This is a genomic window from Aliiroseovarius halocynthiae, from assembly GCF_007004645.1.
Classification (GTDB): domain Bacteria; phylum Pseudomonadota; class Alphaproteobacteria; order Rhodobacterales; family Rhodobacteraceae; genus Aliiroseovarius; species Aliiroseovarius halocynthiae.
In genome coordinates this window covers 624,590-650,529 of sequence record NZ_ML660019.1, presented here as the reverse complement: position 1 = coordinate 650,529, position 25,940 = coordinate 624,590, and the positions used below count along the sequence as shown (strand labels likewise).

Below are 25,940 nucleotides of genomic sequence, written 5' to 3'. Positions count from 1 at the left end.
GCAGAGAGCATATGCTCAAGGTTTGAGCGAATACAGATTGCCCCCGAGCGCAAATCTGCGGTCTCTATGATCTCTGGCGCTACAGACCGGACAAGTTCGCCAGCAGCGCGACAACATCCTCAATCCCGGTTCGGTGTTTGAGCGCACAAAACACAAATGGGCGTTCGCCCCGCATTTTTGCTGCGTCGCGCCCCATCACAGTCAGGTCGGCCCCTACATGTGGCGCGAGATCTGTTTTATTGATCACCAGTATGTCCGATCGGGTAATGGCAGGACCGCCTTTGCGGGGGATCTCTTCACCGGCAGCAACATCGATGACATAGATTGTAAGATCCGCAAGCTCAGGGCTGAACGTCGCAGACAGATTGTCGCCGCCGCTTTCGATCAATACGATTTCGAGGTCTGGGTGCTTCGTGGTCAGATCCGCAACCGCCGCCAGGTTTATGGACGCATCTTCGCGGATGGCAGTATGGGGGCAACCTCCGGTTTCGACGCCGATTACGCGATCTGAAGGCAGGACTTGCATCCGCATCAGTGCTTCGGCGTCCTCTTGGGTGTAGATGTCATTTGTGACGACAGCGATGGAATGACGGTCGCGCAGGTGCTCACACAGGGAAGCCGTAAGGGTGGTTTTCCCAGCGCCAACCGGGCCGCCAATTCCGATGCGCAAAGGGCCATTAGGACTGATCATGTTCGAAAGATCCTTGAATATTGGGTTTCATGCTTCATCGAGCCAATATCGGACAGGAATGCCGCACTGCTTAGCATGTCCAGATCGGCATGGGCATTCGCTTTCGCAATCTGCATGCACAAGGGGGTCAAACGATGCAAGATCGCCTGCCCTTCAGTTTGCCCAACCGGTAGCAATCTTTGACCCACTGCAATCAGGTTCGAGCTCATCGCCTGAAGATATAATTGTGTCGTCAAATCCGCAGGAAGGCCTTCGCGTACAGCGGCGGCCCCAACCGCCACGGGGTATGCAAGTGGTTTTGGCAGTTCACCCCAGATCTGAGAGGTCACCGCACAAAACGCCCGTCCTAGAGCCTCGGTTTCCAACAGTCGTTCTTTGGAAGATGCGAAAGCGCGGCAGGCGGCATCAATGAGGTACAGCTTCGCCTGATCGCCGGCATTGAAGGCCGCATTTAAAAACAACGCCTCAGATGATCCCCCACCATATTCCAAGATATCGCAAAGCCAGTTTTCTAGGCCTGCCGCATCGCCCACCCACTCTTGCTCCACCATGGCTTCCAGACCATGGGAATACGCGAAAGATCCAACTGGAAATGCTGGCGACAGCCATTGGCTGAGCGTCAATATATGCTCAATGCGCATGGGCGTGCGTTCGGCCGTGCCCATAGGCTCCGCCTTCTGGCGTGAAAGGCTCACGGATCTCGTGCAGTTCAGCACCAAGCTTGCTAAGCATGTCCCGGATCACATGATCACGTTGGATCAACAAACGCTTTTCCTCAATCTGGCACGGCATGTGCCGGTTCCCGATGTGCCACGCCAACCGGGTCAGATCGCCGCGTATTTCATAAAGGTCTTCTTCCGCGGCTATGATTTCAATTTGCCGGCCATCCGTCAGAACAAACGCGTCCCTGTCACCCAAAGACGTTGCGCTGGGAAGATCAACCAATAGCGAGCCTCCATGCACCGTGTTCAACACTTTGCGCCGGATGAACCGCTCGTCATACGTTAAAATGCAGAGCTCGAACGCGCCTTCCCAGCTTCCTGCTTTGGCGATCTTATATGTTGTATAGTCAGCCATCAGAACAAAAAATACCTTTGGGCCATGGGTAAATTTTCGGCGGGTTGGCAGGTCAACAACTCTCCGTCTGCGCGCACCTCGTAAGTTTCTGGGTGTACTTCGATCTCAGGCGTGGCGTTGTTCAGCATCAGGTTTTTCTTTCCGATGTTTCTTGTGTTGCGCACCGCAATTGTTTGCTTCGCAAGCCCAAGAGACGATCTGACGTCAGAGGCTTGCGCTGCCTCGCTGACAAAACACACTGCAGAGTTTTCAACCGACCGGCCATACGCTCCGAACATTGGCCTGGAATAGACAGGCTGTGGTGTCGGAATCGACGCGTTAGGATCCCCCATCTGTGCCATGACGATAGTACCGCCAATCAGCACCATTTCCGGCTTCACACCAAAAAATGCTGGATCCCAAAGCACCAAATCAGCGCGCTTGCCGACGTCGACCGAACCGATCTCGTGGCCAATACCATGAGCTATGGCCGGATTTATCGTGTACTTGGCCACGTAGCGGCGCACGCGGAAGTTGTCGTTGTCTCCGGTTTCTTCTGGCAACCTACCGCGCTGTTTTTTCATCTTATCTGCAGTCTGCCAGGTGCGGATCAAAACTTCTCCGACACGGCCCATGGCTTGGCTATCGGAAGCGATGATCGAAAAGGCACCCATATCGTGAAGAATGTCTTCAGCGGCGATAGTTTCGCGACGAATACGGCTTTCGGCAAAGGCGACATCTTCAGGGATCGACTTGTCCAAATGGTGACAGACCATCAGCATGTCCAAATGTTCTTCGACTGTGTTGACCGTAAACGGTCGCGTGGGGTTGGTGGACGACGGCAAAACATAGTCTTCGCCACAGATCTTGATAATGTCCGGCGCATGCCCTCCACCTGCGCCCTCGGTATGAAAGGCGTGGATGGTGCGCCCCTTCATGGCTGCCACAGTATTCTCAACGAACCCGCTTTCATTAAGCGTGTCTGTGTGGATCATCACCTGCACATCCATGTCATCGGCGACGCCCAAACAGCAGTCGGTAGCGCCGGGGGTCGTGCCCCAGTCCTCGTGAAGCTTCAAAGCACATGCGCCACTCAGAACTTGCTCTTCAATAGCGGCGGGAAGTGACGCGTTGCCTTTCCCTGCAAAGGCAAGGTTCATCGGAAATGCATCCGCCGCCTGCAGCATACGCCCGATGTGCCATGGTCCGGGGGTGCAGGTTGTGGCAAGTGTGCCATGGGCTGGACCTGTCCCACCACCCAGCATCGTTGTCAGTCCTGAGTGCAGTGCTTCCTCGATTTGCTGTGGACAGATAAAGTGGATGTGGCTGTCAAACCCGCCAGCTGTAAGAATGCGCCCTTCGCCGGCGATGGCTTCGGTGCCCGGTCCCACAATAATCGTTACTCCGGGCTGTGTATCCGGATTTCCCGCCTTACCAATTCCGGCGATGCGTCCATCTTTCAGACCGATGTCTGCTTTGAAAATGCCTGTGTGATCTAGGATCAGTGCGTTGGTGATGACCGTATCTACTGCACCTTCGCTACGAGTAGTCTGCGCCTGCCCCATTCCGTCACGGATCACCTTTCCTCCACCAAATTTCACTTCTTCACCATAGAGCGGTTGAGCGCCCTGCCGTCCTGCAAGATCGGCGGTCAGGTCGCGTTCGACCTCGATGATCAGATCGGTATCCGCCAAGCGCAACTTATCGCCCGTGGTTGGGCCAAACATGGCGGCGTAGTCAGCGCGGGAAATCGTGGCGGGCATCAGAGGGCTCCCATTACTTTTTGGTTGAATCCAAAGATCTTGCGACCGCCAGAGAAGGGGATCAGCTGAACTTCGCGACGCTGGCCAGGCTCAAAGCGCACAGCCGTTCCGGCGGCAATGTCCAACCGCATCCCATGGGCCGCGCTCCGATCAAAATCGAGCGCCGAATTGCTTTCAGCGAAGTGATAGTGACTGCCCACCTGTACGGGACGGTCGCCGGTATTTGCGACCATAAGCGTGATGGCGTCACGATCTGCGTTCAGGATCAGCTCGCCATCGGCGGGAAAGAGTTCTCCGGGGGTCATTACAGTCTCCTATCGAATAGGGGTGTGCACGGTGACAAGCTTGGTGCCGTCAGGGAATGTTGCCTCGACCTGCACCTCGTGGATCATTTCGGACACGCCTGCCATGCATTGGTCCTTGGTGACCACTTCGGCGCCGAATTCCATCATGTCGGCAACAGACCGACCGTCGCGTGCGCCTTCGACCACGGCGTCTGTGATCAGCGCGATTGCTTCTGGGTGGTTGAGCTTCACGCCACGGGCCAGGCGCTTTCGGGCAACCTCAGCGGCCATTGCGACCAGCAGCTTATCTTTTTCGCGGGGGGTCAGGTTCATATCAGATCATCCAGCATTTGGGCAGTTGATTGCGTGTGAGGTGATTGAGCACCGGCAGCAGATGCTTGCGCAGAAGGTATCCATCCGGAGCAAGCATCCGGCAGACCAGCAGGCCTTCTTGGACCAAACTTGCAGCGCCAGTATCCGGCAGAAAGCTTCGTATGGTGGACAGGTGCGCCTCGGCGTCCGGTGCGACATAGACCAAAGACGCCATGGCGAGATTGCCTGCCGCAGTGTGAGGTCGCGCCAACGTCTGTTCGACGTTACCGCTGAGTTTTAGTTGATCCAGATAGATGGGCTTGCCATCCCGAGTGATCTCAACGCGATCTTCAAACTGTGCGCATGAAAGCTTCTCGCCCATAAGCGTGCGCCCGAATATCACCGGCTCACAGATAAGCGCGCGCGCATCCTGTTCCAGCTCGACATGAAGCGATCGGCTTAGGTGACAATTGTTGAACAGGATGGTTTCTTGGGGAAGCCAGTTGATATGGCCTTTGCTCTTGACCGCAAGTGAAGTGGCGATCTGCCCACCAACTTCGCCAGCACTGGCGTAGGCCCGTTCTGATGCTTGGGTTGTGAGGGTCAACCGAGCATTTGATTGCACTGTCGCGTCGACAGAAAACCGGTCTCCGCTGGTGATGCCGCCTGCTGTATTGATCAAAACGGCTTCGCACCCACCCTTCGTATTGCGCGGGAAAAGGCATTTCAATGACCCCGATTGCCTGAGGTGGCGCAAACGAGTTGTCTGGCCCGACGCAGTCACCGTAAGGTTAACGCCCCCGATTGCGCGCGGCTGGATCTGCGTGGCTGCAGAATGCTCTATGTTCACAGATTGGTTGATCGGACTTCTCGTTCGTCAGAGTTGTCCCTTCATTTTTCACACGCGTTCATAAGACCACCTAATTCTGTCTTTCTGGGCGCCTCAAACTTCAGCTGCGCGAAAAACGCGCTTTTGCGTGTCGATGTGCTGAAAGTTTTGGCGTGTAAGAAAATCCTCTGCGTTGCACCCCGCGCAGTGTTGCAATTCCTGCCACGTCGCAGCGAAGCTCTGTCTACCTGCTGAGCGATGCTTGGGAACAGGTGTGTGACGGCAAGACGAAGTAGTGCTCGCATCAAGCCGCCACACGGGTGCAACACAAGAAGTTGCAGAGACAATGCCTAGTGAAACATGCGTGTTTGCGCAAGTATCCGTGGTCTTCTCTGCAAGGAGAAATACATGAATTTTTTGAAATCCACGGCGCTGACCACGGTTGCGATTACTGCTGTTGCGACGGCTGCCAATGCTGCTGACTGTCCAATCAAGGTTGGTGTTCTGCATTCCCTCTCCGGAACCATGGCGATCTCGGAGACCACGTTGAAAGACACGATGCTGATGCTGGTGGACGAGCAAAATGCCAAAGGGGGCGTGCTTGGATGTGAACTGGAAGCTGTGGTCGTAGATCCAGCATCCGATTGGCCCCTGTTTGCCGAAAAAGCGCGTGAGCTTCTAAGTGTTCACGAGGTCGACGTGATTTTCGGTAACTGGACTTCGGTTTCACGTAAATCGGTTTTGCCCGTGATCGAAGAATTGAACGGTCTGCTGTTCTATCCGGTTCAGTATGAGGGTGAAGAAAGCTCGAAGAACGTGTTTTACACCGGCGCTGCCCCAAACCAACAGGCCATCCCCGCCACTGACTACTTCTTGGACGAGCTGGGCGTTGAGAAGTTCGCGCTGCTGGGCACTGATTATGTTTATCCGCGCACCACAAACAACATTCTGGAAAGCTATCTGAAAGGCAAAGGCATCGCCGCTGAAGATATCTTTGTAAACTACACGCCTTTTGGCCATTCGGACTGGTCCAAGATCGTCGCCGACGTTGTCGCAATGGGTGCTGACGGAAAGAAAGTTGGCGTGATCTCGACCATTAACGGTGACGCGAACATCGGCTTTTACAAAGAGCTGGCAGCGGCTGGTATCTCGGCGGACGATATTCCAGTGATTGCTTTCTCGGTGGGTGAAGAAGAGCTGTCGGGTCTGGATACCTCGAACCTCGTTGGTCATCTGGCGGCTTGGAACTATTTCCAATCGGCAGAATCTGACGCCAACACGGCATTCATCGAAGCTTGGAAGGCCAAGATGGGTGAAAGCCGTGTCACCAACGATCCGATGGAAGCACACTATATTGGCTTCAACATGTGGGTAAATGCAGCCGAGGCCGCAGGGTCTACCGATGTGGATGCTGTGCGCACTGCGATGTACGGACAAGAATTCCCGAACCTGACAGGTGGTACAGCTGTGATGTTGCCAAACCACCACTTGGCCAAGCCAGTCCTGATCGGCGAAATCCAAGAGGATGGTCAATTCGACATCATCAGCCAAACCGAAGAGGTTCCGGGCGATGCTTGGACCGACTTCTTGGCGGAATCCGCTGTGCTTAAGTCGGATTGGAAGGATTTGGGGTGCGGTATGTACAACACCGAAACCGACAGCTGCGTTCAGCTGAAATCCAATTATTGATCTGAAATTTTCAGGGGGGCCTTGGCCCCTCTGATCCCTTTGACCAAAGGCTTCTTTCCATGAGAACCTATGTTTTGGCCGCGTTGATGTTCCTTGGCTCGGCGGTAATGACGCTTGCCCAGACGGACAGCCCTGTGGGCCCGATTCAAACCGTGTTGCAGAACCACAAAGAAACGATCCTCAAAAGTTCGCGTAAAACGATCGGCCCTGCCATCGATGCTGTTGTCGCAAGCAAGTTGCCGCAAGCGCGTTCAATGTTGAACGTTTGGCAAAGCAAAAACATGTGGCACCACAAGCCGAGCGGGCTGTTTTACCAAGCTCAGAAGGCCGAAGGCAAAATCTATCGCCTTTTGGACCTCGACACTGGCGATATCGTAGACGAGGTCGATAAAAGTGATCTGAAACAGATCAAACCAAACAGCGGCATTCGTGCCCTGATTGCGACGGCGCTTGTCCGCTTTCAGCTTGAAGATCCCGATCCGTTGATACGCGCAAAAGGTCTGACCGGCATCGAGCGGGCACCAGACGCATCGCTTCTGAAGCCCCTTCTTGCGTCTATCGACAGCGAGACGGATCCCGAATTGAAAGCGCGTAAGTCCCGGCTCGCCAAATTGCTGACCATTTCCTTCAGCGACGACGGCCCCGCGCGTATCGCCGCAATTGAAGCGTTGTCTGGCGATCTGGGATTGGATGTACGCGGTGCGCTTAACCCCTTAGTCTCAAAGGTGACCAAAGCTTTTGAAGGAGAGATCCCCAGCAGTCTGAATGTCGCGCAAACGCGCATTCCCGGTCGTGATGAGTTTACCAAGGCGATCGCATATCAGTTGCTTGTCGATGCGGGTAAAGCGCCCGCCCAGATCACGGGTGATCAGATCAGGGTGGCTCTTGGTGAACACATTGATGGTGGTCTGGTTGGCGGTGTCCCAATCGTGCAGCTTGGCGATGAAGATGCCCGTATTCGTGCATATTCTGCGCTGGCCACCGCTGGGAAAGTTCCCCCACTTGTTTCAGATGCGGATATCGAAAGCACGCTAAGCTCGTTCTCGTTTGCGGATATTTATGCCGAGCCATCCCCAGATGTCTCGAAGGCAGCCGAGGCTGCGCTTTCGAGCATTTCGACCCGTGTTTCGCTTAGCCAAACCGCGGATCTGACCCTGGATGCACTGTCACTGGCGTCGATCTATTTTCTGGCGGCAATCGGGTTGGCCATCACCTTTGGCGTCATGGGCGTGATCAATATGGCCCATGGTGAATTTATCATGATGGGTGCGTATACCGGCTATGTCGTTCAACAGCTCATTCCCAATCACACGGTGTCAATTATCGTTGCGGTCCCGCTGGCCTTTGCGGTGACCTTCGCTGCGGGCGTTGCGTTGGAACGGCTGGTGATCCGCTGGCTTTACAACCGCCCCCTTGAAACGCTGCTGGCAACTTTTGGCGTCTCGATTGCGCTTCAACAGCTGGCCAAGAACATATTTGGCACGCAAGCGCGTCCGCTGACCGCACCTGAATGGCTTGACGGGGCGCTGGTTCTGAACCCGGTGATCTCAATCAGTTACATTCGGATCGCCATCTTTGTGTTGGCCCTGATCTTTCTGGGCGTGTTTCTGTACATCATGAAGCGAACGCGGCTTGGGCTTGAAACCCGTGCGGTGACCCAAAACCCGCAAATGGCTGGTGCGATGGGGATTAATCCGGGGCGTGTGAACATGCTGACCTTTGGCCTTGGCTCGGGCATCGCTGGTGTTGCGGGCGTCGCAATTGGGCTTTTTGCAAAGGTCACGTCAGAGCTTGGATCCGACTATATCGTTCAAAGCTTCATGACTGTTGTGGTTGGCGGTGTCGGCAACATCTGGGGCACGCTTGCTGGGGCCACCATGATCGGCTTCTTCCAGAAGGGTGTCGAATGGATGAACCCGTCGAACACGCTTGCTGCTCAGACATACATGATCATCTTCATCATCATTTTCATTCAGTTCCGACCGCGAGGGATTATCGCCCTCAAAGGTCGCGCAGCAGGAGACTGAGCCATGCAGAAGTCCTTTGTCATGCGCAATCCGTCCACACTTGTGTTTCTCGGGGCACTGGCGATGTTTACGATCCTCGTGACCGTACTGGCCGAAGGATCGGGCGCCGGTTTGATATCCACAAGTTTTGTAAAAACACTGGGTAAGACGCTATGCCTTGCGCTGATCGCGGTCGCGATGGATTTGGTCTGGGGGTACACAGGTATCCTGAGCCTTGGTCACTTCGCTTTCTTCGGTCTTGGCGGCTACATGATTGGCATGTGGTTGATGTACGAGCGCACACGGGGGATCGTCGAAGCCTCGCTGGCCGAGGCCAAGATCCCGCCGACAGCTCAGGAAGTGACGGATGCAATCGGCAACCAAATCTTTGGCGTGGTTGGATCAAGTGAATTTCCAATCATCTGGAGCGTCGCAGACAGCCTTGCCTTGCAGTTGGCGTTGGTCGTGCTGGTTCCCGGTGCGTTGGCGGCAGCATTCGGATGGCTGGCCTTCCGGTCACGTGTAACGGGGGTGTATCTTTCGATCCTGACGCAAGCCATGACACTGGCTCTTGCATTGTATCTGTTCCAAAACGACAGCGGATTGCGCGGGAATAACGGCCTTTCTGGCCTGCAAAACCTTCCCGGATTGGATCACGTCGCTCAATCGACAGTGTCCATCTGGTTTTTCTGGGCGTCGGCATTCGCCCTAGCGCTGGGGTATCTGTTCGCGGCATGGATGGTCTCGGGCAAGTTTGGTTCGGTTATCCGGGGCATTCGGGACAACGAAGCGCGCGTTCGCTTCCTTGGATATCCGGTCGAAACCTATAAGCTATTCCTATTCACAGTCACAGCCATGATCGCCGGAATTGCTGGCGCGCTGTATTATCCGCAAGCCGGGATCATCAACCCCGCCGAAGTCGCGCCCATTGCGTCGATCTATCTGGCGGTCTGGGTTGCCATTGGGGGGCGCGGGCGTCTTTATGGCGCTGTGATTGGCGCAGCCTTCGTCAGCCTAGTGTCTTCATGGTTCACTGGCGGACAGGTGCCAGATGTGAATCTCGGATTTTACACCGTCAAATGGGTGGATTGGTGGCTGATCGTGCTGGGACTAAGCTTTGTCGCCGTCACCTTGTTTGCCCCGAAAGGTATCGGCGGGCTGTTTGATCTCTGGTCAGAGCATAGAAGCCCAAACCGTCACGGTGCAGATCTTGGCCCCAGCGCGGGATCACTTCAGGAAAAGGAGGCCGTTGAATGAACTCGCTACTGGAAGTTTCAGGTGTTTCGGTTAGCTTTGATGGATTCAAAGCCATTAACAACCTCAGCTTTGCAATCAGGTCCGCAGAACTGCGCGCTATCATCGGCCCGAACGGCGCTGGAAAAACCACCTTTATGGACATCGTCACCGGCAAAACCAAACCGGATGAAGGGCGCATTATATGGGGTGATCTCAGCCGATCGCTGTTGGGCATGTCAGAGGCCAAAATCGCACAAGCTGGTATTGGTCGGAAGTTTCAAAAACCTACAGTGTTCGAAGACCAGACTGTCGAAGAAAACCTGGTTATGGCGTTGAAGAGCAAACGCAGCCCGTTTGCCGCGCTCTTCTATAAGCGCAGCCCTGGGGACATGAGGCGAGTCGAGGAATTGGCGGGCGAGATTAACCTTGCCGATCAGCTGTACCGCAAAGCTGGTGAACTGAGTCATGGGCAGAAGCAGTGGTTGGAAATCGGGATGCTTTTGGCGCAGGATCCCCAGTTGCTTTTGGTCGATGAACCCGCCGCCGGGATGACCCCAGCCGAACGGGAGCACACCACAGCCTTGCTGGTCGAGGCCGCCAAAACCTGTGCGGTCGTCGTGGTGGAACACGACATGGAATTTGTCCGCCGTTTGAACTGCCGGGTCACAGTGCTGCATGAAGGGTCCGTTCTGGCCGAAGGCAGCCTTGACCACATCACGGCCAATCAAGAAGTCATCGATGTTTATTTGGGGCGTTGAAATATGCTGAGCGTGAATAACCTGACCCTGCATTATGGGCATTCGCAGATTTTAAACGGAGTCTCTCTTGAAGCTGAGACTGGCAAGGTCACCTGTGTGATGGGGACAAACGGTGTAGGAAAGACAAGCCTGATGCGTGCTATATCTGGCGCTCACCCGCGCTCGGGCGGGGAGGTGACACTTGATGGCGAGCCGCTTGAGGTATTGTCTGCCCATGCGTTGGCTCAGAAAGGCATCGCCGTCGTACCACAGGGCCGCGAGATTTTCCCTTTGCTTACCGTACGTGAAAATCTTGAGACTGGATTCTCGTGCTTGCCCAAATCCGAGCACTTCATCCCTAACGAGATGTTCGAGCTATTCCCCATATTGCGCAAGTTCATCAATCGTCGCGGCGGAGATCTTTCGGGCGGTCAACAACAACAGCTTGCCATTGCCCGTGCATTGATCACCAAGCCCAAGCTTCTGCTGTTGGACGAACCAACCGAAGGCATCCAGCCCAACATCATTCAGCAGATTGGCGAAGTGATCAAACTGCTACGAGATCGAGGCGACATGGCGATTGTCCTCGTCGAACAGTATTTTGACTTTGCCTATGATCTTGCGGATGACTTTGTCGTATTGCGTAGGGGCGAGGTCACGATATCTGGAAGTAAGCGCGACACGGATAGAAGCTTACTTCTTAGTGCCGTCTCAGTATGAACGGAACTGTGTTGTTGTGATCTTGTTCGGAGTGAAGCACCAAGTGCCGAATTGCACACATTGGCTTTCCCGGTGTTAGAATTTTTTGCCCAGGTCGCCGGGCCGAAGTTTTCAGGCAACAAAATGTGTGCGACTTCAGCTGACCGCACATTTTGACAGGATCGAAAAGCGCGCGATTCACGCCATATTTGCCCCGCTTATGTCGCAAACATAGTCTTGTCGCACCCAATCCCCGCACGCCTCTCTTGTTCGCTGCATCGCGGCAGTTTATGAGAAGCGCGACTGCCAACCAACCGAAAAAGGCTTCGCCGATGATCCCTCGTTATGCCCGCCCCGATATGGTCGCCATCTGGTCGCCCGAAACCAAGTTCAAAATCTGGTACGAGATCGAGGCGCATGCCTGCGACGCCATGGCCGATCTGGGCGTGATCCCGCGTGAAAACGCGGACGCCGTGTGGAAAGCCAAGGATGTTGAATTCGACGTCGCCCGCATCGACGAAATTGAAGCCGTCACCAAACATGACGTCATCGCCTTCCTGACCCATTTGGCCGAACATGTAGGCAGTGAAGAGGCCCGTTTCGTACACCAAGGCATGACCTCCTCCGACGTGTTGGACACCTGCCTGAACGTGCAGCTGGTACGCGCCGCTGATCTGCTGCTGGTGGGTATGGACAAACTGCTGGCCGCTTTGAAAAAACGCGCGTTGGAGCACAAAGACACGGTCCGTGTGGGCCGCTCGCACGGTATTCATGCCGAACCCACCACGATGGGTCTGACCTTCGCGCGTTTCTATGCGGAAATGGACCGCAACAAGAACCGTCTGGAAAAAGCCCGCTGGGAAGTCGCAACCGGCGCAATCTCGGGCGCGGTTGGCACTTTCGCCAATATCGACCCGGCAGTTGAAGAACACGTCTGCGAAAAGCTGGGCCTGCGCCCCGAGCCGATCAGCACACAGGTCATCCCGCGTGACCGCCACGCCATGTTCTTCGCCACGCTGGGCGTCATTGCCTCGTCGATTGAAAACATTGCCGTCGAAATCCGCCACATGCAACGTACCGAGGTTCTGGAAGGCGCCGAGTTCTTCTCGATGGGACAAAAAGGCTCGTCAGCGATGCCGCACAAGAAGAACCCGGTTCTGACCGAAAACCTGACGGGTCTGGCCCGTCTGGTGCGCATGACCGTGATCCCCGCGATGGAAAACGTGGCGCTTTGGCACGAACGCGATATCTCGCATTCGTCGGTCGAGCGTGGCATTGGCCCGGACGCCACCGTCACGCTGGATTTCGCCCTGCACCGTCTGGCGGGCGTAATCGACAAGATGCTGGTCTTCCCGGACAACATGCTGGACAACATGAACAAGTTCCCCGGGCTGGTCATGTCGCAGCGCGTGCTGCTGGCGCTTACGCAAGCTGGTGTGTCGCGTGAAGACGCCTATTCGATGGTTCAGCGCAACGCGTTGAAAGTCTGGGAAGAGCGTCTGGATTTCCGCGAGCTGCTGCTGGCAGACGAGGCCGTGGTCGACGCGCTAGGTGTCGACGCGATCAACGAGAAATTCGACATGGGCTATCACACGAAGCACGTCGATACGATTTTCAAGCGGGTCTTTGGCGACAGCTAAGCCCAGTTGAATTTGGGCGAATTGCCCATCTGTGTTATGCTAGGGGCCTTCTGAACAGGAGGCCCCTATGCAATTTAAAACCCTGCTCTTCTCGCTTCTGTTAACCTTGGTGCCTGCAGCGTCCATCGCTGGTCAATGCAACCGCGGTACACATGAAGCCTCGCCCTGCGCCGTCGGTCAGGTATGGAACGAGAAACTTCAAGCCTGTATTGATGAAAAATCTGCCTGACGTAAAGGCGGCCTTAACCCACGGATGGCACTCTGTCTGAAAACAAGGCAGAGGTGGCGACGTGCCAAACGATATGACGATGGGAACGGACTTGGTGCTGGGGGAAGGTCCGGGCCAGATCAGCAACAACACGGCACCTGAATCGCAGATCGACCTTGCTCCACCGCTTCGACAGCTGCCCCGACAATTGTCCAGACGACAGAAAGCTGCGATAATCGTGCGGCTTTTGTTAGCTGAAGGGGCAGAGCTGGCCCTGCAGGATCTTCCAGACAGCCTGCAAGGTGAACTGGTTCATCAGATGTCCACGATGCGGTATGTGGATCGGGCCACACTGAAAGCCGTAATTGACGAGTTTGTCTTTGAAATAGAAGAGGTTGGCCTGTCATTCCCCGGCGGGCTGGAAGATACATTATCGGTGCTTGACGGCACGATTAGCCCGGCCACTGCAGCGCGCGTACGCAAGCTGTCTGGTGTACAGATCGCGCATGATCCATGGTCTGCCGTATCAACCATGACCTCAGAGCAGCTCTTGCCGCTTCTGGAAAACGAAAGCCCGGAGGTCTCGGCAGTGCTGCTGTCGAAACTGAAAACCTCGCTCGCGGCTGAGCTTCTGGGAAAGTTGCCTGGCCAGCGCGCCCGCAAGATTGCCTATGCGGTCTCGATGACAGGCACAATCGCCCCCGATGTTGTCTCGCGGATCGGCCGATCACTGGCCGAACAGCTTGGGGCTCAGCCGCCCCGCGCATTCGAGGACGATCCGAGCGAGAGAGTCGGATCAATCCTGAATGTCTCGCCCGCCGCCACTCGCGAAGAGGTGCTGGACGGGCTCGAAGAAGAGGATACCGCCTTTGCAAGTGCTGTGCGTAAATCAATCTTCACCTTCGCCAATATTCCTGAACGCCTACAACCCGGTGACGTGCCAAAAGTCACAAAGGACATTGATCAGGCAGTTCTAGTCACCGCACTTGCAGCTGCAACGGGCGATCAAGAGAACGTCGCGAATTTCATTCTCGACGCGATGTCAAAACGTTTGGCCGAGGGGATCCGCGAAGAGATGGCCGAACGCAGCGCGGTCAAGCCGGCAGAGGGAGACGCTGCAATGAACGAGATCATCGCACAGATCCGCACACTGGAAACCGGTGGCGAAATTACGCTAATCGTTCCCGACGAAGACGAGTAGCCCTCCTGATGCTTGCAGGCAGCAACGCAGAACGCTATGTGTGACCGACGGCCGACCAAAGAGTTGGGCAAAGGACCAGGAGCGACCGCATGGTGCAAGAAAAACGTGGGCTTGGGCCGTATGTAACCAATCTGGCGCTGGCCAGCATGCTGAATCTTCCCCGCTTCTTACCCTATACAATGCGACTGCCTGTCGTGGGCTGGTTCGCCGCGCATGTGATCGGGCCAGTCGCTGGTTACGACAAGCGGATTCGTAAAAACTTGGCCTTAACCTGCCCGGAAATGACGCCCGACGAAGTAAAGCAGATGGAACGCGCCGTACTACATAATACGGGACGTTTCCTAGCCGAAATGTGGTCAGGTAACGCGCTGTTTAATCGCATGAAGGGGACCCAGCTTTCCGGCCCAGGTGTGATCGCACTGGAAAAAGCGAAGGCAGATCGACGTCCAATCATTGCCACATCAGGTCATTTCGGGAACTATGACGCGGCGCGCGCTGTTCTGGTTCAAGCGGGCTTTGATACCGGGGCGCTATATCGCCCTATGTCGAACGCGTATTTTAACGAAAGCTACATTAAGCGCATGGAAGGCTTCGAAGGAGAAGCTTTCGAGCAATCCCGGCGCGGAATGGGCAGCATGGTAAAGCACCTGCGCAAAGGCGGCCTCCTGGCAATCCTACTGGATCAACGCGAGGATCAAGGGGTGAAGCTCCGCTTCTTTGGGCAGCCGGCAATGACCACGCTTGCCATCGCCGAAATGGCCCTGAAGTACGATACGCTGTTCATCCCTGTCTTTGCGATCCGAAAAGAAAACGGCTTAGATTTTGACATCGTCGTGGACGAACCAATCGCTCATACCGACCCGGAAACTATGATGCAGGAATTCAATGACCGGTTCGAAGCGCGCGTGCGACAGAACATGGATCAGTTTCTGTGGATCCATAACCGTTGGCAGATGCCCGGCAGCGCTTAGGCATCAATCCAACGCGATTGCGGCGACGATTTCGCCGGGATAGTCCCCCATCCGCGTCGCCTGCAACAAGATTGCAGCACTCTGTCCTTCAGGGGCCACAGGGTTTGGCAGCGTAAACTCGATCTCGCCTTTGCCGTTCCATTTCCCGAATGCTTGGATATTGGTCACGATATTGGTCGAAGTGATTGAACGCCCCGCGTTCTCTCCGCGTTTCACAGCCACTGTTGCTTTGGGCGCGAAATGAACGATTTGCGCAATGACAACATCTGGCAATGGCACATTCGAGATGTTCGTCGCCCGCACAATCCGACCATCGGCGCCATCATGCGTTGACAGACTGACGCGCCCCACGGCCATTTGATGGCGATGCAAGATCTCCATCACTTTCATGACATGGCTGCCTACGGCCTGATCCACACCGCCGATCACCATTTGCGGCGTATAGATCGACTTGGTCCCGAACCCATAGGCATAGGCCTTTTGCCGCTTCGTGTGCTCGGGCCGGGCAAATGTGTCTTTCCACCCGATATAGTCCCAATAATCCACATGCATCGCCAAAGGCAGAACATCCTTCTGATGCGCCAACTCACCCAGAAACTCATCCGCGGGCGGGCAAGAAGAACAGCCTTGCGAGGTGAACAGCTCGACCACCACAACAGGGCGATCGGCTGCCACAGCCAGCCCGGCAAAACTGCTTAGGAAAAGGGCGGTCAGTCCGCTCAAAAATGCCCGCATCGGTGTCTCTTTCTGATTTCGCTCTGATCCCTAGATAGCGACCCCGTGCCTAACCTGCCAATCAACGATTTGCGAGGTTTGTGTTACAGTTTCTTTTCACCGATCGCGCGCGTGGTGTGAATTCCACCTTTGATTGCTTATCAGGACATGATGGAAAGCTCTTGCATCGACATCCATTGGCGGGGTTCACTTGGATTAGCGACTCCCCTTTGAAGGATGCCAGACAATGCCGATTACCGTAGGAACCGACACCTCGAATACCCGCCGCAGCCTGACCGCATCAGGTGCTACCGTGTCATACTATTCGATCCGCGCCGCGCAGGATGCTGGTTTGGGCGATTTCACTCGCCTGCCCGCCGCGCTGAAAGTCGTGTTGGAAAACATGCTGCGGTTCGAAGATGGCGGGCGTACGATCAGCGTGGATGACATCAAAGCCTTCTCGGATTGGGGCGCGAATGGCGGCCAGAACCCGCGCGAGATTGCATACCGCCCTGCCCGCGTTTTGATGCAGGACTTCACCGGCGTTCCGGCCGTCGTCGATCTGGCCGCGATGCGCGATGGGATCAAGGCGCTGGGGGGCGACGCGCAAAAGATCAATCCGCTGACCCCTGTAGATCTGGTCATCGACCACTCTGTTATGATTGACGAGTTTGGCAATCCGCGCGCATTCCAGATGAACGTAGATCGCGAATATGAACGCAATCTGGAACGCTACACATTCTTGAAATGGGGCCAATCGGCCTTCAACAATTTCCGCGTTGTCCCGCCGGGCACGGGCATTTGCCATCAGGTAAACCTTGAATATCTGGCGCAAGCCGTCTGGACGGACACGGATCAGAACGGGGAAGAGGTCGCCTATCCCGACACGTTGGTCGGGACCGACAGCCATACGACCATGGTAAACGGTCTGGCGGTTTTGGGCTGGGGTGTTGGCGGGATCGAGGCCGAAGCCGCAATGCTTGGCCAGCCGATTTCGATGCTGATCCCCGATGTTGTCGGGTTCGAACTGACCGGCGAGATGCGCGAGGGAACCACCGGCACCGATCTGGTGCTGAAAGTGGTCGAAATGTTGCGCGAGAAAGGCGTGGTCGGCAAGTTTGTCGAGTTCTTCGGCGAGGGTTTGGACCGTCTGCCGCTGGCAGACCGCGCGACCATCGCCAATATGGCGCCGGAATACGGCGCGACCTGTGGCTTCTTCCCGATTGATGACGAGACCTTGCGCTATATGCGCACCACAGGTCGGGACGAGGCCCGCATCGCATTGGTCGAGGCCTATGCGAAAGAAAACGGGCTGTGGCGGGATGCGGCGTACGCGCCAATCTATACTGACACGCTGTCGCTGGACATGGGAACGATCGTGCCAGCGATTTCTGGCCCGAAACGCCCACAGGATTTCGTAGCGCTGACCGAGGCCCGCGCCGCATTCCATCAGGAAATGGCCGAGACCTTCAAGCGCCCAATGGACAAAGAGGTCGCAGTCGCAGGAGAGGATTATACCCTGTCGTCGGGCGATGTTGTTATCGCCTCGATCACCTCGTGCACCAACACATCGAACCCCTATGTAATGATCGGCGCAGGCCTGGTGGCGCGTAAGGCAGCTGCCCTTGGACTGAACCGCAAGCCATGGGTAAAGACGTCGCTTGCACCGGGATCGCAGGTCGTATCGGCCTATCTTGAAGCTGCCGACTTACAAAAGGATCTGGACAAGATCGGCTTCAACCTTGTGGGCTATGGCTGCACCACCTGCATCGGTAATTCCGGCCCCATCCAGAAAGAGCTGTCTGACGCCATTGCCGAGGGCGATCTGGTTGCCACATCAGTACTGTCCGGCAACCGCAATTTCGAAGGTCGCATCAGCCCGGATGTGCGCGCCAACTATCTGGCCTCGCCGCCGTTGGTCGTTGCCTATGCCTTGGCGGGCACGATGGATATCGACCTGACCAACGATCCGCTTGGGCAGGACCGAGATGGGAATGACGTTTATCTGCACGACATCTGGCCCACAACGCAAGAAATCGCGGAACTGGTCGAGCAAACTGTCACCCGCGAGGCGTTCCAGTCGAAATATGCGGATGTTTTCAAAGGTGATGCGCAATGGCGTGCCGTCGAAACCACAGATAACGAAACCTATGACTGGCCGGCAGCGTCGACCTATATTCAGAACCCGCCCTATTTTCAGGGCATGTCGAAAGATCCCGGCGTGATCTCGAACATCGACGACGCCAAGGTGTTGGCCGTGTTGGGGGATTTCGTCACGACGGACCACATTTCACCCGCCGGATCTTTCCCAACCTCATCGCCCGCAGGCCGGTATTTGATCGAACGCCAAGTCCAACCACGCGAGTTCAATTCGTACGGGTCGCGGCGCGGCAATCACGAGGTCATGATGCGCGGCACGTTCGCCAATATCCGCATCAAGAACGAAATGCTGCCGGGCATCGAAGGCGGCTATACGAAGGGCCCGGATGGGACGCAGATGTCAATCTATGACGCGGCAATGGCGTATCAAGAAAACGGAACGCCGTTGGTCGTGTTTGGCGGGGAACAATATGGTGCCGGATCATCCCGCGACTGGGCCGCGAAGGGCACAAATCTTCTGGGTGTGAAGGCCGTCATTGCCGAAAGCTTCGAGCGCATCCACCGTTCGAACCTTGTGGGCATGGGGGTTATCCCGTTCGAATTCACAGGCGGTGACACGCGCAAGTCATTGGGTTTGACGGGGGATGAAACCGTATCGATCACTGGGCTTGAGGGGGATTTGAAACCCTTGTCAGACGTGCCCTGCAAGATCACGTGCGCTGACGGCACCGTGAAAGACATCACGTTGAAATGCCGCATCGATACCGAAGTCGAGGTCGAGTATGTCGAAAACGGCGGCGTATTGCACTACGTGCTGCGTGATCTGGCGAAAAGCTAAGGCAAACACACGGGAAAAGGCGGCCGAATTGGTGGCCTTTTCACCTTTACCGACATCGCCTGTTCCGACCGGGCGCGGCCGTCAGCTCCACCTATAAAAGAACCTTTGCGCGTTGTGATGTGCGTCACTGCCACGCCCACACGCAAGGGTTACGTTAGGAGAAGGAAAACAGATCGTTTCACCATTCGATCTGGATCGCGGCGACGTCGCGTACTATCAATAAGGTGATCGTGGGGACGATCAAATTTCAGATAACCGACGGCTTTTATGGGGTAAAGTAATCGTGGGTAATTTATTTAGACGCATTCCGCTGCCAGTGCTGGAATTTGCTGCTTTCGCAATCATCATCCTGATGTTTAGCACCGCGTCCTAGCGGGCTTCAGCTGCGGCAATCGCGGGGCGGATGATGCTTTCCAGGATGCCCTCTGTGATGGGCCCGGCAAAGCGTTTCACAACGGTGCCATCGCCTGCGATCACAAAGGTTTCAGGCACGCCATAAAGCCCCCATTCAAGCCCTGTGCGCCCGTCGCCATCGGTCATCAACGCGGCATAAGGATTGCCGAGCTGAGACAGGAAACGCTTCGCATTCGCCGGATCGTCCTTGTAGTTGATTCCGTTGATCTGCACGCCTTCTTCGGCCAGCTTTTCCAACAATGGATGCTCGGCCCGGCAGGGTGCGCACCAGCTGGCCCAGAAATTCACCAGTTTCACGCCACCGGTTTTCAGATCTTCTTGGGTAAAGCTGGGTTCGCCATTGAAGGCAGTGACTTGCAGGGCCGGGACGACGCCGCCCTCACGTGTTGACGGAAGAGCATTGCGATTGTCTTGGGTCATCCCCCACAAGAACATCGCAGCAAGGCCTAAAAACAGAACCGGCGGCAGAATCATCAGCCACGAGATACGTTTCTTCTGTTCAGTCATTCTGCTTTGCCCTTTCTTCGGCCGCATCAAGTCTTTGTTTCACTTGGACCGAACGGCGCCAAGTCACAAGGATAAGCGCGATCAAAAGCCCGAGAGTGATAGTCCAGGACGACAGAATGGCGTCGGTATATTTTCCCAGCTCAAGCATCTTTCATCCTTTCGCGGACTTCCAAACGGTGCAGGCGCACCAAGCGCAGTTCCGTCCGAGTTCGGACCAAAAGCAGGGCTACAAAAAGCAGTGTGAACCCTGCAAGGCACAGAAGCAGGGGCTGAAAATAGACGTCAGACACGTGCTCTTCCTTGTCCAGCGACAGAGACGCGCCCTGATGTAGGCCCTGATTCCAGAAATTCACCGCATAGCGGCTAAGTACGGCAAAGACGGATCCGACGATGCACAGGACAGACGTCAGATCTGCTGCCGTATCTGGATTATCAATCGCAGCCCAAAGCGCCATGTACCCAAGATAGAACAGAAACAGAATCAGGAAGCTGGTCAAGCGCGGATCCCAAGCCCAATAGGTACCCCACATGGGCTGGCCCCAGATTGCGCCAGTGATCAGTGCGATCACCGTCATGGTGACGCCAATCAACGCAGCGGCCTTGGCTGCCCGAACAGAGACATGGTGACGGCGCACGACCCAGATCAGTGACGTCACAAGCATCATCACCCAGATATTGATCGCCATCATGGCACTCGGCACATGGATATATATGATCTTAACCGAATTGCCGAAATTAGATGCCTCGGGTGTGAAGAAGAAGCCCCAGATCAGACCCGGAATCAGGGTCACGGTACACAGTCCGATCACCCAAGGCAGGACCTTGCCGCTGAGTGCCATGAACTTGACCGGGTTTGCGAATTCCCAAAGTGACATATGTTTCCTCTGTGGCTTCCTTCAGACGGTGGCGCGGGCAGCATAGAGCATGTGCCTAGGATTGGTTTGACTTATCTCAGGTTCACACGCAAGGCAGCGGCGGCGGCAAATGGTAGCAGGGCAATGGATCCGGCGGTGATTCCCGCCATCATCAACAGTGGTGTCGACGCAGGCAGACCAGCGGTTCCCCGCGTGGCGGCTTCGGCACCGAATATCAGTGTGGGGATGTAGAGCGGAAGGACAAGTAGCGACAAAAGCAATCCGCCGCGTTTCAGACCGACGGTCAATGCTGCCCCAAACGCGCCGATCATCGACAAGGCTGGCGTGCCGATCAGAAGCGTCAGGAAGATCCAGAAATGTCCGGGGCGTTCCAAATTCATCAGCATCCCAAGCAGGGGGGCCGCCAGCGTCAGCGGCAATCCCGTCACCAACCAATGTGCCAGTGCTTTGACGGTGACAATGCCTTCCATCGGGATGGGCGCGGTGGCCAGAAGATCTAGCGATCCGTCCTCGAAATCCAACTGAAAGATACGATCCAGAGACAGCAGGCAGGCCAAAAGTGCGCCTACCCACAGGATGCCCGGCGCGATGCGTGACAGTATTTTGGCTTCCGGCCCCACGCCAAAGGGCACAAGGGTCGAGACAATCAGGAAGAACGCAAGCCCCAACCCGAAGCCGCCCCCTGCCCGCATGGCAAGCCTGAGATCCCGAACCAGCAAAGCGATCATAAGAATGCCTCGTCGAAATCGGCATAGGCGTCGCGTTGGTCGTCGCTGCGCGGACGGTTCGCATTCGCTTTGAAGGGTCCAACGTCCAAGGTTTCGGCCTGCAAGCCCAAGTCGATATGGGTGGCAATCAGGGCTGAGCCTCCACCAGCTACATGTGAACGTACTGCATCGGCGAACAACGTGACCGATGCCGCGTCCAACGACACAGTAGGCTCGTCAAGAAGCCAGATCGGCCGGCCAGTAACCAGTAGACGCGCCAACCCCAGGCGACGTTTTTGCCCCGCTGACAGGTTGGCAGAAGGGCGTTCCAGCAGCCCCCGCAAATTGAATCCATCCACGGCAGGCGCGATATCCGACAGCCCATGTACCGATGCCCAGAAGCGCAGGTTCTCTTCAACGCTGAGTGTGGCTTTTAACCCATCCGCATGCGCGCCATAGGTGATTTGCTCGGGATCTGCAGACACGCTGCCCACCAAAGGGGGCTGCAATCCTGCAAGGGTCCGCAACAGCGTGGTTTTTCCCGATCCATTCGGGCCGCACAGGATCAAAACCTGACCGGGGGACAGGGTGAAAGCCAGCCCCTCCAGCACCGGCACGCCACCACGTGCCACGGTCAGATTTTCGACCCGAAGTTCCATAGAAAAGCCTTAGACTGGAAGGGCGGCCAGCGCAATGCGGCGGCCTTCGGCGATCAACACGTTATAGGTGCGGCAGGCCTGTGCGGATCCCATCATCTCGATCCCGATCCCGGCTTCTTCCAACGCCTCACGCAGCGGCGCCGGCGGGTGCGCGATTTCGGTCCCCATACCCAAAAACAAGACGTCGATCTGACCTTTCAACGCGGTTAGTGCTGCGATGTCATCAAGCCCACCCCAACCGGTCGCAGTCTCGGCCGTGACAAGAACCGGGCCTTCAATCACCTCGCCCGCCACGCGGAAAAAGCCCGGGCCATAGCTGTCCACCGGTTGCGCGCTGTCATATCGGACTTCGTGAAACTGCATTGGGATCTCCTTAACCTGAGACTGCATATAGCCCCGACAGGGCCGACCCAGCAATAATTGCATAGGCCACGCGGCGATAAAGGCGTTCGTATTCCGGATTGAAAATCCAGCCACCAATCCAGTTCCCCAAGATGCTTGGTACCATCGTTAATAACCCAAGCACCAACGGAAGCCCCAGAAGCTGGCCCGTAATCAAGAAAGCCGCCAGCATGATCAGATCAAAAAAGAACAAGAATGCGGTTGTGTTGGCTCGGATCACGCGCGGGCTATGCGGCGACGCCATGTACAGCAAGATGACCGGAGGCCCGGGTATGCCCGCAGCCCCGCCCAAAAGACCTGCCACGCTGCCCGTCGCCCAGACTGTTCGCGGTGTCACGGAGCCATGATATCGCCAACCGCTCATAAGAACCACCAACATGGCAAGGCTCACAACCGACACAACGAGCTTGAACAGCGTGGGCTCGACCACAAAAAGCGCAGCGAGTCCCAATGGCAATGCTATTGCCATGCCGATCACAAGTCGCGCCAGATCTTTTGGATGTCCATCTTTCAGAGCACGCGGAATGGCTGGTGCAGGACCTGCCAGATCCATCACGATAAGAATTGCGATTGCCAGAACCGGCTCGACCACTTGCGACGTGATCGGCAGAAATATCAGTGCTGTGCCAAATCCCGCAAAACCACGCACCAATCCTGCCGTAAAAGCAGCTGCCAGAATCCACCCAAGCCCCGGCAAGGCCAAGGCTTGGGTCAGAAGATCAGGCATCCACGTTGGCAAACTGGTTGCCGGCGGTGGCATCGGGCTTGGACCAATCCCGCTTGACGCCAAGGCGCAGCAGGATGGCCGAGGCCACGAAGATCGACGAATAGGTCCCGACGACCACGCCCCAGATCATCGCGAAGACAAAGCCGCGGATCACGTCGCCACCCAGCACATAGAGTGCGATCAGCGCCAGAAGCGTGGTGACCGAGGTCATCATGGTCCGAGCCAGCGTTTCGTTGATCGACAGGTTCAAAACCTCTTTCAGGTCCATCTTCTTATAGCGGCGCAGGTTTTCGCGTACCCGGTCGAAGACAACCACAGTGTCGTTCAACGAATAGCCCACGATGGTCAGAAGGGCCGCGATGATGGCCAGGTCGAACTTGATGCCCAACAGGCTGAAAATCCCGATGGTCAGCACCACGTCATGCACAAGTGCGGCCACCGCGCCCAAGCTGAACTGCCATTCAAACCGAAGCCAGATATAGACCAGAACGGCAGCAATCGCGGCCACAACGGCAAGAACAGCCGTCGTCACCAATTCGCCCGAGACCTTCGGACCAACACTTTCGACACTTGGGAAGGTGATGGCGGGATCAACCTCGGCCAAGGCCTGTTCAATCAGAACCATGGTTTCTGGCGTGATTGCCTCTTGCCCTTCTTGGGCTTCGATGCGGATTTGGCTGACGTGCTGATCGGCGCGGAAGTTCACGTCGTTCACCTGAACAATCGAGATGTCACCAAGGGCAAGCGGCGTCAGGGCCTCGCGGTAGCTTCCCACATCAACAGCCAATGTGCTTTCCGTGCGAATTGTGGTGCCGCCCCGGAAGTCGATGCCAAAGTTCAGGCCGATAACCAAGAACAACATGATGGATGCAACCATCGCCGCGCCGGATGCGCCCAGCGACACGATGGTCCGTTTGAAGAAGTCAAAAACGCGACCTTGCGGAGCAAGGCGAATGCCTTTGATCTGGAAGTTACGCGGACGTTTGCGTTCGAACCACATGACAACCATCAGACGTGTCAGGAATATCGCGGTGAAGACCGAGGTGATGATCCCCAGCCCCAGCGTGACCGAGAAGCCGCGTACCGGGCCCGACCCCATGACAAACAGGATAACCGCAGTAATAAAGGTGGTGATGTTGGCGTCCAGAATGGCCGATAGCGCTTTTTCATAGCCAAGTTCGATGGCACGCGCTGGCCCCCTGCCCGCCTTAAGCTCTTCCCGGATCCGCTCAAAGACCAGCACGTTGGCATCCACAGCCATACCGATGGTCAGAACGATACCGGCAATACCCGGCAGGGTCAGCGTCGCCCCGATCATCGACAGAAGGCCGAAGATCATGCCGACGTTCAGGATCAACGCGATATTGGCGATCACACCGAACCAGCCATAAGAGGCGACCATGAAGATCAGAACCGCCGCGAAGGCAACAATCGACGCGATTTTGCCTGCATCAATGCTGTCCTGACCCAGTTCCGGGCCGATGGTGCGCTCTTCGACATAAGTCAGTTCTGCAGGCAGAGCACCGGCGCGCAGAAGCACCGCAAGATTGGTCGATTCCTCGATCGAGAAATTTCCGGTGATGATGCCGGAGCCGCCACAGATCTGCTCGTTGATCCGCGGGGCCGAGATGACCTCTTCATCCAGAACAATCGCAAACGGCGCACCAACATTGGCGCCGGTATAGTCGCAGAACAGACGGGCGCCCGAGACGTTGAACCGGAAGTTCACAGCGGGCTGGCCGTTTTGGTCAAACGCAGGTTGGGCGTCGTTCAGTTGTTCGCCTGTCACGACCGGAGTCTGCTCCAGCACATAGAAAACGCCTTCTTCGTCAATTGACGGATACAGAACATTGCGCGGACCAGGTGTGGTTGCCGCATCTGTCGTGCGGCTTACAACCGGGTTGAACGTCAACTTGGCCGTTTTACCAATGATCTCTTTCAGCTCGGAAGCGGACCCAATACCCGGCACCTGAATCAGAATGCGGTCTGTCCCCTGACGCTGAATGGTGGGTTCGCGGGTGCCGACCTCGTCCACGCGGCGGCGAATGATTTCAAGCGATTGCTGGATGGTACGATCATCCGTTGCGACGCGTTCAGCTTCAGACAGGGTAACGACGAACTCGCCCTCGCGACCGGCGTTCACCTCGATATCTGTGGATCCGACACCCGACAGACTGACCACCGGCTGCGCCAGACCGCGCACCAGTTCGATCGCCTGCGGCAATGCCTCGGGCTTCGAGATTTTCACACGCAGTTCAGACGGTGAGCTGTCTTGGCGGCGGATCGTCCCAATGGTGGCACGTTCGTCCCGCAAAGCATTCCGGATTTCCGGCCAATAGCCATCCATCCGTGCTTCATAGACATCTTCGACTTGAACTTCGGCAAGAAGATGCGCGCCGCCACGAAGGTCCAGACCTAGATTGACCAGCGCATTTGGTGCCCAATCGGGCCACGCAGAACGATCAGCTTCCAGCTCGGGTGTGGTGCCCGTGGTTTCGATCGTGGCCACCGCATCATTATGCGTCTCGACACGGTCATAAAATCCATTCGGGGACGCGAAATACAAGCCAAGGAGCACAAGCCCCCAGATCACAAGACGTTTCCAAGTCGCGATTTGAAGCATGTGCTCTGCCTTATAGCGTTTTTATATCAGTGTTTTACACGGCATACGCCGC

26 protein-coding genes are annotated in these 25,940 nt (G+C 56.1%); 10 read left to right on the top strand and 16 right to left on the bottom strand.

Annotation, left to right across the window (positions count from 1 at the left end; all coding sequences use genetic code 11):
- Positions 1 to 79 precede the first annotated feature (79 nt).
- From ureG to FIL88_RS03285, 7 genes are read right to left on the bottom strand one after another with little or no spacing between them, the layout of a single operon-like run.
- Positions 80 to 691, bottom strand: coding sequence for an urease accessory protein UreG (gene ureG, locus FIL88_RS03315; protein ID WP_142852377.1), 612 nt, complete (start codon positions 689 to 691; stop codon positions 80 to 82).
- Positions 688 to 1,356, bottom strand: coding sequence for an urease accessory protein UreF (locus FIL88_RS03310; RefSeq protein WP_246066598.1), 669 nt, complete (start codon positions 1,354 to 1,356; stop codon positions 688 to 690). The genes ureG and FIL88_RS03310 overlap by 4 nt, the downstream gene beginning before the upstream one ends.
- Positions 1,322 to 1,768, bottom strand: coding sequence for an urease accessory protein UreE (locus tag FIL88_RS03305; RefSeq protein WP_142852376.1), 447 nt, complete (start codon positions 1,766 to 1,768; stop codon positions 1,322 to 1,324). The genes FIL88_RS03310 and FIL88_RS03305 overlap by 35 nt, the downstream gene beginning before the upstream one ends.
- Entirely contained in the window at positions 1,768 to 3,510 is a 1,743-nt protein-coding gene (gene ureC / locus FIL88_RS03300; protein ID WP_142852375.1) for an urease subunit alpha, read from the bottom strand. Before ureC ends, FIL88_RS03305 begins: the two co-directional genes overlap by 1 nt.
- Entirely contained in the window at positions 3,510 to 3,815 is a 306-nt protein-coding gene (locus tag FIL88_RS03295) for an urease subunit beta (RefSeq protein WP_142852374.1), read from the bottom strand. The genes ureC and FIL88_RS03295 overlap by 1 nt, the downstream gene beginning before the upstream one ends.
- A 9-nt stretch (positions 3,816 to 3,824) precedes the next feature.
- A complete protein-coding gene (locus FIL88_RS03290) occupies positions 3,825 to 4,127 on the bottom strand; it encodes an urease subunit gamma (RefSeq protein WP_142852373.1) in 303 nt (100 codons plus the stop codon).
- 1 nt (position 4,128) lies between these two features.
- The gene (locus tag FIL88_RS03285) at positions 4,129 to 4,890 is read right to left on the bottom strand and encodes an urease accessory protein UreD (RefSeq protein ID WP_281281297.1); all 762 of its coding nucleotides are present in this window, start codon (positions 4,888 to 4,890) and stop codon (positions 4,129 to 4,131) included.
- A 453-nt stretch (positions 4,891 to 5,343) separates the two neighbouring features.
- Here FIL88_RS03285 and urtA point away from each other — a divergent pair, with 453 nt between their 5' ends.
- From urtA to FIL88_RS03245, 9 genes are all read left to right on the top strand, one after another.
- On the top strand, positions 5,344 to 6,624 hold the full coding sequence (gene urtA / locus FIL88_RS03280) for an urea ABC transporter substrate-binding protein (RefSeq protein ID WP_142852372.1): 1,281 nt from the start codon (positions 5,344 to 5,346) through the stop codon (positions 6,622 to 6,624).
- Positions 6,625 to 6,683: 59 nt separating this feature from the next.
- Complete coding sequence (urtB, locus tag FIL88_RS03275; protein WP_142852371.1) at positions 6,684 to 8,651, top strand: urea ABC transporter permease subunit UrtB; 1,968 nt, start codon at positions 6,684 to 6,686, stop codon at positions 8,649 to 8,651.
- 3 nt (positions 8,652 to 8,654) lie between these two features.
- On the top strand, positions 8,655 to 9,887 hold the full coding sequence (gene urtC / locus FIL88_RS03270; protein ID WP_142852370.1) for an urea ABC transporter permease subunit UrtC: 1,233 nt from the start codon (positions 8,655 to 8,657) through the stop codon (positions 9,885 to 9,887).
- Positions 9,884 to 10,624, top strand: coding sequence for an urea ABC transporter ATP-binding protein UrtD (urtD, locus tag FIL88_RS03265; protein ID WP_142852369.1), 741 nt, complete (start codon positions 9,884 to 9,886; stop codon positions 10,622 to 10,624). The genes urtC and urtD overlap by 4 nt, the downstream gene beginning before the upstream one ends.
- A gap of 3 nt (positions 10,625 to 10,627) precedes the next feature.
- Positions 10,628 to 11,323, top strand: a complete 696-nt coding sequence (urtE, locus tag FIL88_RS03260) for an urea ABC transporter ATP-binding subunit UrtE (RefSeq protein WP_142852368.1) — start codon at positions 10,628 to 10,630, stop codon at positions 11,321 to 11,323.
- Positions 11,324 to 11,634: 311 nt separating this feature from the next.
- The gene (gene purB, locus FIL88_RS03255) at positions 11,635 to 12,942 is read left to right on the top strand and encodes an adenylosuccinate lyase (protein ID WP_142852367.1); all 1,308 of its coding nucleotides are present in this window, start codon (positions 11,635 to 11,637) and stop codon (positions 12,940 to 12,942) included.
- Positions 12,943 to 13,009: 67 nt separating this feature from the next.
- Positions 13,010 to 13,171, top strand: a complete 162-nt coding sequence (locus FIL88_RS16615; RefSeq protein WP_185960825.1) for a hypothetical protein — start codon at positions 13,010 to 13,012, stop codon at positions 13,169 to 13,171.
- Between the two features lie 61 nt (positions 13,172 to 13,232).
- Complete coding sequence (locus tag FIL88_RS03250) at positions 13,233 to 14,351, top strand: flagellar motor switch protein FliG (protein WP_246066597.1); 1,119 nt, start codon at positions 13,233 to 13,235, stop codon at positions 14,349 to 14,351.
- An 89-nt stretch (positions 14,352 to 14,440) separates the two neighbouring features.
- Positions 14,441 to 15,322: a lysophospholipid acyltransferase family protein gene (locus FIL88_RS03245; protein ID WP_142852365.1), complete on the top strand. Its 882-nt coding sequence runs from the start codon at positions 14,441 to 14,443 to the stop codon at positions 15,320 to 15,322.
- Between the two features lie 3 nt (positions 15,323 to 15,325).
- Here FIL88_RS03245 and FIL88_RS03240 read toward each other — a convergent pair whose 3' ends face one another.
- Positions 15,326 to 16,057 (bottom strand): DUF1223 domain-containing protein, encoded by a 732-nt coding sequence (locus FIL88_RS03240; RefSeq protein ID WP_142852364.1) that lies wholly within the window; start codon positions 16,055 to 16,057, stop codon positions 15,326 to 15,328.
- A gap of 226 nt (positions 16,058 to 16,283) precedes the next feature.
- Between FIL88_RS03240 and acnA the strand changes: the two genes are divergently transcribed.
- Positions 16,284 to 18,974 (top strand): aconitate hydratase AcnA, encoded by a 2,691-nt coding sequence (gene acnA / locus FIL88_RS03235; protein ID WP_142852363.1) that lies wholly within the window; start codon positions 16,284 to 16,286, stop codon positions 18,972 to 18,974.
- 369 nt (positions 18,975 to 19,343) lie between these two features.
- Here acnA and FIL88_RS03230 read toward each other — a convergent pair whose 3' ends face one another.
- From FIL88_RS03230 to secD, 8 genes are all read right to left on the bottom strand, one after another.
- The gene (locus FIL88_RS03230; protein WP_246066596.1) at positions 19,344 to 19,895 is read right to left on the bottom strand and encodes a DsbE family thiol:disulfide interchange protein; all 552 of its coding nucleotides are present in this window, start codon (positions 19,893 to 19,895) and stop codon (positions 19,344 to 19,346) included.
- Complete coding sequence (locus FIL88_RS03225; RefSeq protein ID WP_142852362.1) at positions 19,888 to 20,043, bottom strand: heme exporter protein CcmD; 156 nt, start codon at positions 20,041 to 20,043, stop codon at positions 19,888 to 19,890. The genes FIL88_RS03230 and FIL88_RS03225 overlap by 8 nt, the downstream gene beginning before the upstream one ends.
- Positions 20,036 to 20,770, bottom strand: coding sequence for a heme ABC transporter permease (locus tag FIL88_RS03220; protein WP_142852361.1), 735 nt, complete (start codon positions 20,768 to 20,770; stop codon positions 20,036 to 20,038). Before FIL88_RS03220 ends, FIL88_RS03225 begins: the two co-directional genes overlap by 8 nt.
- A gap of 71 nt (positions 20,771 to 20,841) precedes the next feature.
- Positions 20,842 to 21,498 carry a heme exporter protein CcmB gene (gene ccmB / locus FIL88_RS03215; protein WP_142852360.1) on the bottom strand — a complete coding sequence of 219 codons (657 nt, stop codon included), beginning with the start codon at positions 21,496 to 21,498 and terminating at the stop codon, positions 20,842 to 20,844.
- On the bottom strand, positions 21,495 to 22,136 hold the full coding sequence (gene ccmA, locus FIL88_RS03210; protein ID WP_142852359.1) for a heme ABC exporter ATP-binding protein CcmA: 642 nt from the start codon (positions 22,134 to 22,136) through the stop codon (positions 21,495 to 21,497). Before ccmA ends, ccmB begins: the two co-directional genes overlap by 4 nt.
- 9 nt (positions 22,137 to 22,145) lie before the next feature.
- On the bottom strand, positions 22,146 to 22,499 hold the full coding sequence (locus FIL88_RS03205) for an Mth938-like domain-containing protein (protein WP_142852358.1): 354 nt from the start codon (positions 22,497 to 22,499) through the stop codon (positions 22,146 to 22,148).
- A gap of 10 nt (positions 22,500 to 22,509) precedes the next feature.
- Positions 22,510 to 23,265: a sulfite exporter TauE/SafE family protein gene (locus FIL88_RS03200; protein ID WP_142852357.1), complete on the bottom strand. Its 756-nt coding sequence runs from the start codon at positions 23,263 to 23,265 to the stop codon at positions 22,510 to 22,512.
- Positions 23,258 to 25,888, bottom strand: a complete 2,631-nt coding sequence (gene secD / locus FIL88_RS03195) for a protein translocase subunit SecD (RefSeq protein ID WP_142852356.1) — start codon at positions 25,886 to 25,888, stop codon at positions 23,258 to 23,260. The genes FIL88_RS03200 and secD overlap by 8 nt, the downstream gene beginning before the upstream one ends.
- Positions 25,889 to 25,940 lie beyond the last annotated feature (52 nt).